At 56.2% G+C, this 12,993-nt stretch carries 10 protein-coding genes; 7 read left to right on the forward strand and 3 right to left on the reverse strand.

Annotated features, from left to right (window positions below; translation table 11 throughout):
• The first annotated feature begins 99 nt into the window (after nt 1-99).
• Complete coding sequence (locus WCK51_05625) at nt 100-3,084, forward strand: alpha-L-fucosidase (GenBank protein MEI7576352.1); 2,985 nt, start codon at nt 100-102, stop codon at nt 3,082-3,084.
• A gap of 44 nt (nt 3,085-3,128) precedes the next feature.
• On the forward strand, nt 3,129-3,941 hold the full coding sequence (locus WCK51_05630; protein ID MEI7576353.1) for a hypothetical protein: 813 nt from the start codon (nt 3,129-3,131) through the stop codon (nt 3,939-3,941).
• A gap of 74 nt (nt 3,942-4,015) precedes the next feature.
• Here WCK51_05630 and WCK51_05635 read toward each other — a convergent pair whose 3' ends face one another.
• Nucleotides 4,016-5,410, reverse strand: coding sequence for an NAD-binding protein (locus tag WCK51_05635; protein MEI7576354.1), 1,395 nt, complete (start codon nt 5,408-5,410; stop codon nt 4,016-4,018).
• A 113-nt stretch (nt 5,411-5,523) separates the two neighbouring features.
• Between WCK51_05635 and rpoN the strand changes: the two genes are divergently transcribed.
• From rpoN to WCK51_05650, 3 genes are read left to right on the forward strand one after another with little or no spacing between them, the layout of a single operon-like run.
• Nucleotides 5,524-6,897: an RNA polymerase factor sigma-54 gene (rpoN, locus tag WCK51_05640; protein MEI7576355.1), complete on the forward strand. Its 1,374-nt coding sequence runs from the start codon at nt 5,524-5,526 to the stop codon at nt 6,895-6,897.
• A 53-nt stretch (nt 6,898-6,950) separates the two neighbouring features.
• Entirely contained in the window at nt 6,951-8,255 is a 1,305-nt protein-coding gene (locus WCK51_05645) for a hypothetical protein (protein MEI7576356.1), read from the forward strand.
• Entirely contained in the window at nt 8,252-9,307 is a 1,056-nt protein-coding gene (locus tag WCK51_05650; GenBank protein MEI7576357.1) for a hypothetical protein, read from the forward strand. The genes WCK51_05645 and WCK51_05650 overlap by 4 nt, the downstream gene beginning before the upstream one ends.
• 10 nt (nt 9,308-9,317) lie before the next feature.
• Here WCK51_05650 and pdxS read toward each other — a convergent pair whose 3' ends face one another.
• On the reverse strand, nt 9,318-10,199 hold the full coding sequence (gene pdxS, locus WCK51_05655) for a pyridoxal 5'-phosphate synthase lyase subunit PdxS (protein MEI7576358.1): 882 nt from the start codon (nt 10,197-10,199) through the stop codon (nt 9,318-9,320).
• Between the two features lie 85 nt (nt 10,200-10,284).
• The gene (locus WCK51_05660) at nt 10,285-11,364 is read right to left on the reverse strand and encodes a hypothetical protein (GenBank protein MEI7576359.1); all 1,080 of its coding nucleotides are present in this window, start codon (nt 11,362-11,364) and stop codon (nt 10,285-10,287) included.
• Nucleotides 11,365-11,502: 138 nt separating this feature from the next.
• Here WCK51_05660 and WCK51_05665 point away from each other — a divergent pair, with 138 nt between their 5' ends.
• Both WCK51_05665 and WCK51_05670 read left to right on the forward strand, forming a co-directional pair.
• Nucleotides 11,503-12,663: a hypothetical protein gene (locus WCK51_05665; GenBank protein ID MEI7576360.1), complete on the forward strand. Its 1,161-nt coding sequence runs from the start codon at nt 11,503-11,505 to the stop codon at nt 12,661-12,663.
• Nucleotides 12,664-12,673: 10 nt separating this feature from the next.
• Nucleotides 12,674-12,982 carry a YciI family protein gene (locus WCK51_05670; protein ID MEI7576361.1) on the forward strand — a complete coding sequence of 103 codons (309 nt, stop codon included), beginning with the start codon at nt 12,674-12,676 and terminating at the stop codon, nt 12,980-12,982.
• Nucleotides 12,983-12,993: the final 11 nt, after the last annotated feature.

Genomic DNA, 12,993 nt, shown 5'->3' on the forward strand with positions numbered 1-12,993 from the left:
GACTCAGATGTCGCGGGGTCTTAGGGCCCCGCTTTTTTGTGCCAGCCGCTTGTATCTTGCACGTTGCATTGGGAGAGCCGACCCTCCTATACTTGCCAAATGGTTCGCGCTGCTGCCGTTGCCTGCTTCCTCCTTTCGATTGCCATGTCCACTGCCCAAACCCGACCCACTCCGTCGCCCCGTCAGCTCGCATGGCACAAGATGGAGTACTACGGCTTCGTCCACTTTGGTCCAAACACGTTCAGCGGAAAAGAGTGGGGTGAAGGCAACGAGGACCCGCGCAGCTTTAACCCGACCCAACTTGACACTCGCCAGTGGGCGAAGACGTTCAAGAAAGCCGGGATGAAGGGCGTCATTCTGACCGCCAAGCACCACGACGGGTTTTGCCTCTGGCCAAGCAAGTTCTCCACCCACACTGTCGCCCAATCCCCACTCAAGCGAGACGTACTTAAAGAACTCTCTCAAGCTTGCAAAGCCGAGGGACTCAAACTCGGTGTCTACCTGTCGCCTTGGGATCGAAACCACCCAACCTACGGCACCGACAAGTACAACGATACGTTTGTCGGCATGCTCGAAGAAGTCCTAGGCAACTACGGTGAAGTTTTTGAAGTCTGGTTCGACGGAGCCAACGGCGAGGGCGCAAACGGCAAAAAGCAGGTTTACGACTGGAAGCGGTACATCGACACCGTCCGCCGACTCCAGCCCAAGGCCGTGATCTTCTCCGACGCGGGCCCCGACGTCCGCTGGGTCGGAAACGAATCCGGAAAGAGCCCGAGCACCAACTGGGCAACCATCAACCGCAGCCGCTACGTCCCGGGTACGTCGCTCTACAAAGAACTCGGCGAAGGTGACCCGAACGGCACCGATTGGGTGCCAAGCGAGTGCGACGTGAGCATCCGACCAGGTTGGTTTTGGCGTGAATCCGAAAACGCAAAGGTCAAGAGCGCCACCGATCTGGAGAACCTGTTCTATCAATCCGTCGGTAACGGCTCCTCCTTTCTCCTCAACGTTCCACCCGATACCAGAGGTCTCATTCATGAAAATGACGTCAAGTCTTTGCTCGGACTAAGGGCCAAACTCGACAAGACCTTCAAAACCCCGCTCAGTGCTCCAATCAAGGTAGAAGACACTAAATCCCTCTCAATCAACTTCAAAAAACCCACACTCATCGACCGAATCGAGCTGAACGAGGAAATCGCCAAGGGGCAAACCATCGCCCAATTTGACGTCAAGGGCCAAGTTAATGGCAAGTGGGAATCCCTCGCCACCGGAACGACCATCGGCAACAAGCGCCTCTTCCGCGTCGTTCCGACGACGGTCACTTCGCTCAAACTCACGGTGGAAAAAGCGTACGGGGCACCGATCATCTCTAGCTTCCGTGCCTTCAACAGCGGCGAGCAAAGCTTTATGACCGAAAGCAAAGCCCAAAAAGACGCCCGAATGGCGTGGTGGCGCGATGCTCGTTTTGGGATGTTCATCCACTGGGGACTTTACTCAGTCCCCGCCGGAACTTGGAACGGCAAGGAGTACGGAGGCGCATCCGAGTGGCTCATCAACTCGGCACAGATCAAAATCAAAGACTGGGAGCCGCTCCAAAAGCAGTTCAATCCGGTCAACTTCAACGCGAAAGAAATTGTCAGGGTTGCCCGAGCGGCGGGAATGAAGTACATCGTCATAACCAGTAAGCACCACGAAGGATTCGCCATGTGGCCGACCAAAGAAGGCACTTGGGACATCGGACACACTCAGTTCAAACGCGATCCCCTGAAGGAGCTCAGCGACGAGTGCAAAAGGCAGGGCATCAAATTCTGCACATACCATTCGATTCTCGACTGGCACCACCCTGACCACACCCCCCGCGAGAAGTACGACCTTCGGCCAGAAGTCAAAGCGGATTTTGAAAGGTATGTTCGGTATCTGAAGGCGCAGCTCAAGGAAGTGGTCACCCGCTACAACCCTGCAGTCATGTGGTTCGACGGTGAGTGGCTGAACACCTGGAACCACGAGCGCGGAGTTGACCTGTACAACTACGTCCGCGGTCTCAAACCCGACATCATCATCAACAACCGCGTCGACACCGGTCGCGCCGGAATGAGTGGCCTCTCTGCCTCCGGCTTCGCTGGAGATTTCGGTACCCCCGAGCAAGAAATCCCCGCCGATGGTCTCAGCATCGACTGGGAAAGCTGCATGACGATGAACGGCTCATGGGGCTACCACGCGGGGGATAACAACTGGAAATCTGCCGACACTCTCATTTTCAACCTGGTGGACTGCGCCTCAAAAGGCGGCAATTACCTTCTCAACGTCGGTCCTACCGCCCTCGGAGAAATCCCGCCCGCTAGCGTCGAAAGGTTGGAGGCGGTAGGGAAGTGGCTGCATCTAAACGGCGAAGCCATCTACGGAACCCAGGCGTCTCCGTTTGCCAAACCCCTGAGTTGGGGGCGGGTAACCCGAAAGGGCAACACGCTCTATTGCACGGTTTTTGATAAGAACGCTTTCCAAATCGAACTCCCCGGACTCCAGACTCCGATCAAGTCGGCAAAATTGCTCGGCTCGGGTAAGTCGCTTCCGATCATTGACGGTCTGGCAAGCCCCCTCATTGAAGTGCCTGCTGAGATCAAAGAACCGGTCGTCATCAAAGTCGAACTCGAGGGCGAGCCGAGCATCGTCAAAGTTCTCCCCCAGCAAAACCTAAATGGCTCCTTCACCTTCCTCGCCGCCGATGCAACTATCAACGGCACGACAGCCAAGTTCGAGGACGCCAAAAAAGCCATCGGATTCTGGACCAACCAGACCGACAGCGTCTTCTGGGACATCAACATCGTCCGCCCAGGCAAGTACAAACTCCAACTCGAATACGCCTGCGAAGCCGGCAGCGAAGGCTCCCTGTGCTCCCTCCTGAGCGGTGATATCGAAACCCAGTTCACAATTGCGAGCACTGGTGGCTGGTCAACATTCAAAACCCTCGACCTCGGAGAAGTGAACCTCACCAAAACGGGCAAAACCCGGTTCGAAGCCAAGGTGCGAATGATGCCCAAAGGTGCGGTGATGAATCTGAAGTCAATAAAGTTAATAACACCTTAACATCCCGTTCCCAATTCCAGCCGTAACCACGATTGAAGGTCAAAATGGATAACAACCAAGCCCTCATCGCCTCAATCGAGGCATTCGACATCGACGGCGGACAAGTCCAAACATCGTTCGCCGATCGCCTTGCCAAAGAGCAAGGCTGGACTCCCGAGTTCACCCAGCGGGTCATCCTCGAGTACAAGCGCTTTGTCGCCCTCGCCATGATCTCCAAGACACCGGTTACTCCCTCGCTCATTGTCGACGAAGCCTGGCACCTCCACCTCGTCTACACCCGCTCCTACTGGGAGCGCTTCATGCCGATGCTCCCGCGGCCGCTCCACCACGAGCCGACTAAAGGGGGAGAATCCGAAGACACCAAACACAAAACCCAGTTTGGATCGACGCTCGAACTCTACCGGCAAACCTTTGGTGAGGACGCACCGGCAGATATATGGCGTGGCAAACTCCCTCAAAAGCCAGAAGCTCCGAAGGCTGGAGTGCGGGCCAAACTAGTCTGGGCAACGCTCCTAACGGGAAGTGCCGCTGCTCTCGTCGGGTGCACAGCCCTAGCTCAAACCGGATCTCCTGCCAGCCTCGTCCCTCTGCTCTTCATCGGAGGAGTTGTGGTGATCATCGTGATTATCGCTGCAGTGACATCCGATCAACAACGCCGTAAGAACGGCAACTGTAGCACCAGCGGCGGAGGTTGCTCGTCAACCACCGGAGCCGATTCTGGCGGCCACGGTCACTCGGGTCACTGCAGTGGCGGCGGCCACTGCTCCGGCGGACACGGCGGCGGTGACGGCGGCTCGGGCGGAGGAGACGGTGGCGAAGGAGGCTGCGGAGGTGGAGGTTGTGGAGGAGGCGACTAACCCCACTGGGACCGCAGGTCGAAGATCCCGATGAAGTTGGGGCGTTTCGCCTGCCGAGCGAGGGCAGCGAGGCTTCAAGCCTCTAACGGTAATTCTTCAAACCCCAACCGACCTCCGTCATCCCGAATGACTTTCAAAACCCCGTCCTCCACAAACGAGTAGACCAACCCTTCCCCAAGAGCTGCTGCGACAAACGACGGTGCCGACAGTTTTGATGCACTTAACGCCGCGTCGATATTCAAAACCCCCTCCACCTTTCGAGCAAAAGAAGCGTCGAAAATCCGAACCACCGCACGTAAACTTGGCTTGATCTTTTTTGCAGATAGCCCTGTCGACAGGTTTGTCGCATCGTTATCAGTTACTGCAATCACCGCCGAGCACCGATGAACCCCCGCTCGCTCCAGAACTTCTACCTCTCTCCCATCACCGACCAAAAAGTGAACTGAATCCGGCAACATTCGGCGATCTCGCGCGGAGGCATCGGTATCGACCGCTACCACTTCAATTCCCATGTGGCGCAGGTACTCAACCGTCCTCCGCCCAACGTTGCCGAGTCCGACCACAATAACGTGTCCGCTCGCATTCACCCGTTGCTTACCTGCAAGTTCGTCGAACCGAGTCGAGACGATGTAATTGGTAATGATCGAATAAACAACCGCTACTCCTGCCGAGCCAAGAACCATCATTACGCAGGTGTACAGCTTCAGAATCCAAGATTCTCTTCCCACGTTGATGTCCCCGTATCCCGTCGTCGTCAACGTCGTAACCACAAAGTACAAAGAGTCGATCAACGAAAGTTTCATTCCGAGGTGGAACACCATGATGCTCCCCATGGCGAGTAACGAAATGAGGAGGAAAGCAACTTTCAGACTCCCGGGAATCGATCCCGCAAACTGCTGAAAAGATATACGGGGTCTTGTCGCCCGCCTCGGACCTGCCGTCGCCTCTCGACGGTGCGCTACCAAATCATCTGCCAAACCGATGTCGTCTGCTGACGGCGAGTCAGTCCGAACCAACGTGTATTGTTCCCCTCTCCACTCGAACGCTCCCAAAACACTGGGATCAAGTGCCGCCGCCGCAAAGCTTGGAGCCGCCACCATTGACATTGCAAGTGTTCGATCAATGCCCGACTCGCGGTGCAACCTCGCGGCAAGGGTCTGATCGCCGAGTCGAATCACAACTCGGCAAGTCGCCCCACTTTCCACTGCGTCCATTGCGATCTCCAAGTTCGCCAAATCCGAACTGGTCACCGCCAACAGCGCCCGAGCTTCCGAAAGTCCGGCTAATCGCAAAGAATCGATGTCGCGCGCATCTGCAATCTGAACTATAGCCCCAGCCTCCTGGGCGATCTTCTTAAACCCGCGCTTATCCTCAGTCGTCACCACCGTAACCGGAATGCCAAGCTGCCGCAGAAGCATGGTGCACCGAAACCCCACCTGCCCCAACCCGCAAACAATTACATGCGCCATGAACCTCCCAAGTCTACGCCAACCGTAACTCCAGCACCCCTACCAGGATGAACGGCACACCCAAAGTGGATTAACAAACTTGCTGCGCTGAATGGCAGTGAGGGATTTGGGCATTGAATACAGGCATTAGGACGAGTCATCGGCTAGAGACAGGGTTGCGAGTCGACCCGAAGCTCTTGCTTTCCAGCCAGATTTTGCAACTATCCATGCAAGAACTGGAGCAGAAACTGGAGGCGGAACTCAATGAGAACCCTGCCCTGGAACGCCTTGCTCCTGAAGAGATTCCCCTAACCGAGCGGGAAATCCTCCGCAACATCGCTCCCCGCGAGCTCAAACCCCACGGCGATGACCGAGAGCTTTGGCGTTCCTTGCCAACTGACGACGTCACTCCCGGCTGGATTGACCTTGCGTCGTCAGAAACGACGCTCCACGAATACCTCAGCGCCCAGCTTCTGCCGCAGCTCTCCGAAGACCTCCGCCAAGCCGGAGAGTTTGCTATCGGTTGCCTCAACGAAAACGGATACCTGTACGAGCCGGTCGAAGAAATCGCCCTCGGCGGAAACTGCTCCATCGAAGACGCGGAATACGTGATCGAGCAACTCAAAAAGTGTGAACCCGCAGGAATCGGGGCAAGCGGAATTCAAGAGAGCCTTCTGCTTCAACTCAAGGAAGATGAGACTTTTGAAGGCAAGATCGCCCGAAAGATTGTCCGCGACCACCTCGATCTGTTCACCGGCGGCAAGCGCATGAAGCTCGCCCGCCGATTCTCGGTCACCCCGGCGGTCATCAACGAAGTCTTCGACCTCATCATGGGCTGCGTCCCATTCCCCGGCGATGCCTTTAGGCCAAGCAGCCAGAGCCATGAAGCTCGGTTGCCAGCAATTCAGCCCGACATCGTGCTTTCGCGATCAGAATTCGGTTGGGAAGTCAGTGTCCGAGGTCCATCCGCGTCCGAATTCTGCGTCAACGGTTACTACAAGAAGCGACTCGATGATCTACAACAACAGGCTCGGGTCGAGAAGGATGAGAAGCGGCACTTGTCGCACTTCGTCGGTAGAGCGAGCGACTTTATTGACTGTCTTGAACAGCGCCACCGAACCATGATGCGCGTCGGTCAGTATCTCATCGAGAAGCAAGCCGGATTCGTCTCCACTGGCGATGTCTCGTTCCTCATGCCGCTTACCCGAACCCAGTTGGCCCACGACATCGACCTGCACGAAAGCACTGTCAGCCGCGCCACCCAAGGCAAGTTCGTCCAACTCTCGACTGGCGAAACTGTCTCGTTCGAAGTCTTCTTCAAACCGGCGCTGCGGGTTCAAAAGATGATCGAGGAAATCCTCGCCACCGAAAACCCCGACAACCCGCTCTCCGACGAACGAATCGCGAAGATTCTTGCGGATAAAGGCGTCCACGTCGCTCGCCGAACGGTGAACAAGTACCGGGATCGCACCAAGCTCCTGAGCAGCCGAAAGCGCCGCTCTGCTTAACCCAAAAGATTGATTGAACGTATGGACGGATCAACCACGTCCATAATCCAATCGTGTCCGTCAAGCTCCGTTTCTCCAAACCTCTCCAAGTCGTCTTGGGCATCTCCGCCGCCCTGATGGCCCTGCTTGGAATCGCCTACGCCCTGACCGACATCCCGTCTGCGGCCTCAAAATTCAAGGAAAACGAAGCCAAAGCCAAAGCCGCTGGACTATTTACGTCGAGCGAAGAGTTTCTTGCCACTCTAGAAGTCCCGACAAACGAGAATGGAGCCACGTTGATGAAAATGGTGTTGGACGAGTTCACCAAAAATTACGAAAGTCGCAAACTGTTCGAGTTAAACCAAAAATCACTCAACACCCCGCTCATCACGGCGTCCTACCAAGAGTTCGATCCGTTCTGGAAACAGGTTGATCAAGCCGCCAAGCTCAAATACTGCATCTTTCCGCGCAACCGAAAGCCGCTCATCAATGCCGAGTATCCAGAGCTTGCAACGCTCAAAAGCGTCGTCAAGTTTGCTTCCCTCCGTGCTGATGTCGCAGTTGAACAGAACCAGCCACAAGTCGCCGCCGAAGCCTGGCGCCGCGCCGCTAACGTCGCCCTCGTGGCCGACGACGAGCCAACGCTCATCGGCCTACTTGTGCGAATCGCTGGCGAGGCGATTGTAGAAGAATCGATGCGTAAAGCCCTCAACCGCCGAGGTCAAGACCCCGCCTTGCGGGCCGCCGCATGGCAGACCCTCCAACTCCTCGACCAGCCCCTCGACTTCGCGAGAACGATGAAAACCGAGCACGTCTTCGCGCTCGAAGGCTTTGACTCCTTAGCTAGAGCTCAGACAAACTTAAATGAAGAGTGGATGACGGAAGACGGGAACCGGTTGATCAGGACATATAGCAAGATTCCACGTGCAAAGCTTGCAGCCAATTCTCGCATCCATGAAATCTATGCCGAGTTCTACACTCGCCTGGGAAGTGATCCTTACGACTCCAAAAAGATCGAAAATGCGAGCAATTGGATGGATCGAGAATTGGAGTCCAAGAACGGACTCAGCTACATTTTGCCAAAGATTCTGATGCCGGTCTTCTCCCAAGCCGGAAAAGCCTGCTCAAAAACCTACGCCCAGCGGAACGTCTTGATGCAAGCCATCAAACTCCTCGAAAACCCAACCCAGAGAGACCTCCCCCTCAAGGGCCGCTACGCCCTCGACAGCGACGGAAAACCCCTCCGCCTAACCTGGGACAAAAACCAACGCATCATCTACAGTATCGGACCAAACTTCAAGGACGACGGTGGAGTCATTGAGCGACCCAAGTCAGGCGGCAGCCTTGACTACGACTACGGCGTAGCCATCCCCAAATGAAATCTTTCCGAAAGCCCCTCATCGTCACTGGAATCGTCGTCTGCATCATCGGTGCCGCAGCCACGATCTACCTGACGACCACTGGAGTCCTACCCGCGTTCCGCTCGTACTCTGCCCAAGTCGAGCGCGCCCACGAACTCTGCTTCCCCTTGGAACGGGAAGAAATCATCCAGAAATTCCCCATCATCAAGTCGGACGGAGTTCTGATCGCCCAGGAGATCGCGAGCGACCTCGGACGGGGCACCGCAACCGTCCTCAAAGCCCCCACGCCATCCGCCAAACTGATTCCGCCCGACCCCCAAACCCTCGAAATTTGGCAGAAAATCTCTCCAAAACTGAAGGAAATCCCCCGGTTAGAAGCCGCCAAACAGTGGAGCGGAGCCTCCGCCAGCCACTCCATCGACGCTGATCTTCAAATCAACGTAGGCCAAGGGGCGCTCCTTTCGCGCCTGGCCGGACACCTCGCCAATGCCGACCGAATCGAAGACGCCTGCCAAGTCTGGAAACTCTTCTTCCTCCTCAACAAAGCCCGAGGAGAAGGGCAGTGGGCCGGCGCCAGGCTGATTGAGCTCAAGTCGAACCAGAAAGCACTTTCCGATTTCCTCGCTTACGCACCAAGATGGCGGGCTAGTCCCGCCTATCAAACCTGCGCCAACCAGTGGTTCGACACCGTGCTCCGCAAAACCGACTACCGAAAGTACGCTTGGAACGACTTCTCGATGATCCACACCGCCCTCGATAAGTTCCAAGACCTCGGCGGCTCCTGGAACACCCCGTTCGGGCGCCTTCTTAAGCTCACGAGCATGGAACCCCTCCGAAGCGCAACCCGCGCCGAGCACCTACGTGGCTTCATCGAGCCCTATCCATTGCTGGAAGCCAACCCAAACTCGCCCGCCGTCTTCGATGACTACATCAACAAGGTCCGCGCCACCCACGCCACTAGCAACAAATTCTCCAAGGAGTTCCTCCACGAACTCGGCCCAGCGCCGGGTGTCGGCCGAATGATCGAGAGCCTTGAGCGAGACATCAATCTGCTCCGCTCAAAGCTCTAAATGGAGACCCTTACCAGCCTCGAACCGCCAGCTGCTCGCTCGGCAGCAGCGAATCGCAGTTGATCCCGACCATCGCCTCGCCAAGATTCTTACTAATTTCCGCAAGCTTCTTCGCATCCTTGTAGAACAGAACCGATTCAACAATCGCCTTTGCCCGCTTCGCCGGATCGCCGCTCTTGAAGATTCCGGAGCCAACAAACACTGTCTCCGCCCCGAGCTTCATCATCAAAGCCGCATCTGCTGGAGTCGCGATTCCGCCTGCCGAGAAGTTCGGGACTGGAAGCCGTCCGAGACGATGAACCTCGCGAACGAGCTCCAACGGAGCCTGGTGCTCCTTCGCCAAAACGTACAGCTCGTCATCCCGGGCGTTGTGAACAAGCCGAATCTCCGCCATGATCGTGCGCATGTGTCGAACCGCTTCTACAACGTCGCCCGTCCCGGCTTCGCCCTTGGTTCGGATCATCGCCGCGCCCTCGGCGCATCGCCGCAAAGCCTCGCCCAAATTTCTCGCGCCGCAAACAAACGGAACCGTAAACGCATGCTTGTCGATATGGTTCGCGTGGTCAGCCGGAGTCAGAACTTCGCTTTCGTCAACGAAGTCGACTTCCAGCGCCTCCAAAATCTCCGCCTCGACAAAGTGCCCAATCCGCGCCTTCGCCATCACCGGAATCGAAACCGTCTCTTTAATGCCCAGAATCATCTCCGGGTCGCTCATGCGCGAAACGCCGCCGTCGCGTCGAATGTCAGCCGGAACTCGCTCTAAAGCCATGACCGCAACCGCGCCCGCGTCCTCTGCAATCCGAGCCTGTTCAGGGTTAACAACGTCCATAATCACGCCCCCCTTCAGCATCTCCGCCAGCCCAACTTTTTCGCGCCAAGTCTTCAAACTCATGGTGTTAAGGATACCTTTCTGGGCAACCTGGGACCCCACTTGCACTCATGGGCCTAAGGTTCGAACAGTCGCTCCCGGTTGCTTCCTACGGAAGTTTTGTCAATGTCCTCTGCAACTCTGCTTTAGCGTCATCAAACGGCCTTCGATCTTCAAAACCAAACGGGTGCCAGGGGTACCAAGCCGTCGCGGGAACCTGTCCAAAGCGCATCTGGCGAGCATCGAGTTTCTCTCGGAACTTCTCTTGGTCAGCGAAGCTCCGGGGCGGGTTCGACTGGAGCTCTTCGTAACCGTAAGAAACAATGTCCATGGCGGTGGACTTCCAAGCGGCCTCAATGCGAGGATACTTCCGCCACTTTCCCCACTCTTCAAACTGAGGATCAGACGGCCGAATTCCTAAATCAGAAAATACCTTTGCCGCAGGATAACTCGGGTCATTGATTTGAAAGAGGCTGAATAGCTCGTATTTGAGTCCGAATTTCAAGTTTTGATTCATGACCTCGGTGGCCAAGAGTTTCTTTGCATGCTCAACAAGATCCTGGTCCCGCTCCAGCCTGGTAAGCAGCCGAGTAGCGACCTTCATTTCCTGCCGAAGGATTCCTCTCGCGACCAGTGCTGGAAACTGGGATTCATAGTTATCAGTAATGTGACTGCGAAGCCAAGCCACATCTTTCATCAGTGAAAGAGCCTCGGCGGGACTGGCCGTGGTTAACGCCTTGTTCAGCGTATGCTGGGCCACCTGGCGGTAGTAGGTGTACTCGGGCAACAACATTGCATATCCTTCGCGAAACTCACGCGGAATGCGAATCACCTTTTGGTCCCGAATCGGCTCGATCCGCTTCCACAATGAATCGAGAATTTCAGACTGTGCCACCGTCGTTCGACCGTCGGGCTTGGCCGTGAAGTTGATTTCATTCGCAACCTTCGGATCCTTTCCCAAGGCAAGGTTGTAGGCCTTCAGTGCGTCTCGAAGTTGCTCGCCAGCATACGTCGCCGAAGGCACGTTGTACTCCCGATTCAATTCGTCGGCGGTAGCAAACAACCCATACTTCTGGCACTTCTCCTCCCCATCGCGGTAAGCAGCAATCGCCGGCCCGATGCCGGTCTGCCGCTCAAAAACAACAATCCCCACTCCGGCAAGCCCAAGCGCAATAACCGTAGGAATCACGAAAACTTTAACCCAATTTCGCTGTCCAGATTCGACCACAAACACCACGACGCACCCAGCCGCGCAATTCGTTCAAAAAAGGTGGGCAACTTTGTAACCGCGCAACGACTCACTGGCGACCCTGTAAACTCAAACTACTTGCTCCACTTAGAAGCCTTAGCCGACGCCCCGTCTCTGACGCCAAAACAACTCGCCGCGAAGCACGGCGACGAAGCGGCCCGATGGGCACTGATGCAATTTGACCTCAGAAAGCGAGCAACCAAAAAATACGGCGATCTCGCCGAAGACATGCTATTCGAGCGGGAAGCCCTCGAACAAGCCTCCAGCTTCGCCGTCGCCCGCTACCACGCCAGTCAATTCCCCCAAGATGCACTCGTCATCGACCTAACCGCTGGACTCGGCGGCGACGCCCTCGCCCTCGCCGCCCGCGGCCCTCTCATCGCCTACGAAAACGACCCCACCCGCGCCGAACTTCTTGAGTTCAATTTATTGCGACTGCAGAACCTTGGAAGCACCGGGATTCCAGAACGTGAAGTCCGAGTCGCCGACGGCACACAAGCCCTCCTCGAACCCCTAACTCCCAACTCGCAACTCTCAACCCCCAGCTACTACTGGACCGACCCGGACCGCCGCTCCGCCACCGGACGCCGACTCACCAAACCCGAAGACTACACCCCCAACCCCGGCGATCTCGCCGCAAAACTCAAAGACTCCAAACTCGCTGGAATCAAGCTGTCCCCCCTCCTGCCAGATGACTACCTTGAGTCCCTTTGTGAATCCCACAATGGCTCCCTTGAATTCATCTCTCACCATGGCGAATGTCTCGAAGCTATCATCTGGCTCGGAACCGAAAACAAGAAGCCTAAACGTCAAGCCGTGATCCTCCACCCAAACCACCAACCAACACGAATCGAGGCAACCTCAAACCCCCCACTCCAAGCTGCCCACCCCGAGCGCTACATTCACGACTGCGATCCCGCCGTGGTCCGTGCCCACTGCCTCGGAACTTTTGGACTCTTCCAACTAGGCGACTCCCCCGGCTACCTGACCTCTGACGACCCAAACCCCAATCTCGCCTATCGAACCTACGAAGTTCTAGGCAGTCCGACGAAGAACCAACTCAAGGCTAAGTTGCAGCAACTCAACGCAAGAGTCTTCGAACTCAAACAACGAGGGACAAACCACGATCCCGTGAAGCTCCTCAAGGAGATCAAGACCAATGGGGACCGCCCCATTTCCCTAATCGCATTTCGATCGGGAAACAGTATTCGCTATGTCTTGACCGAGCGGTTAAGATAGAATCGTAGAAATGCCCCAATTCCTCCTTGAACTAGGACTAAACCGCCCGGATATGATGCAAGGTCCTAGCGAAGATGAGATGAGCCTGGTCGTCCAACATTACGCCTATTGGGAGGTTCTCTCCCAAACTGGGAAAGCTCTCGTCGTGGGCCGCACCCAAGACGATCGGCCCAACGGCTACGCCATTTTTCTTGCCGAGAACGAAGAGCATGCCCAGTTGATCGCGGAAAACGATCCGGCCGTCGGCAAAGTCTTCAGTTACGTGGTTCGTCCCTACAAAGTCTCCCTCCTCGGCGACCCCGCTGCCTTCAAACCCTGATACAATCACTG

Source organism: Armatimonadota bacterium (assembly GCA_037138755.1).
Classification (GTDB): Bacteria; Armatimonadota; Fimbriimonadia; order Fimbriimonadales; family Fimbriimonadaceae; genus Fimbriimonas.

Coding starts and splice junctions, on each gene's coding strand:
- WCK51_05670 (MEI7576361.1), top strand. CDS start 12,674: ATGCCCCAATTCCTCCTTGAACTAGGACTAAACCGCCCGGATATGATG.
- WCK51_05625 (MEI7576352.1), top strand. CDS start 100: ATGGTTCGCGCTGCTGCCGTTGCCTGCTTCCTCCTTTCGATTGCCATG.
- pdxS (MEI7576358.1), bottom strand. CDS start 10,199: ATGAGTTTGAAGACTTGGCGCGAAAAAGTTGGGCTGGCGGAGATGCTG.
- WCK51_05650 (MEI7576357.1), top strand. CDS start 8,252: ATGAAATCTTTCCGAAAGCCCCTCATCGTCACTGGAATCGTCGTCTGC.
- WCK51_05635 (MEI7576354.1), bottom strand. CDS start 5,410: ATGGCGCATGTAATTGTTTGCGGGTTGGGGCAGGTGGGGTTTCGGTGC.
- WCK51_05630 (MEI7576353.1), top strand. CDS start 3,129: ATGGATAACAACCAAGCCCTCATCGCCTCAATCGAGGCATTCGACATC.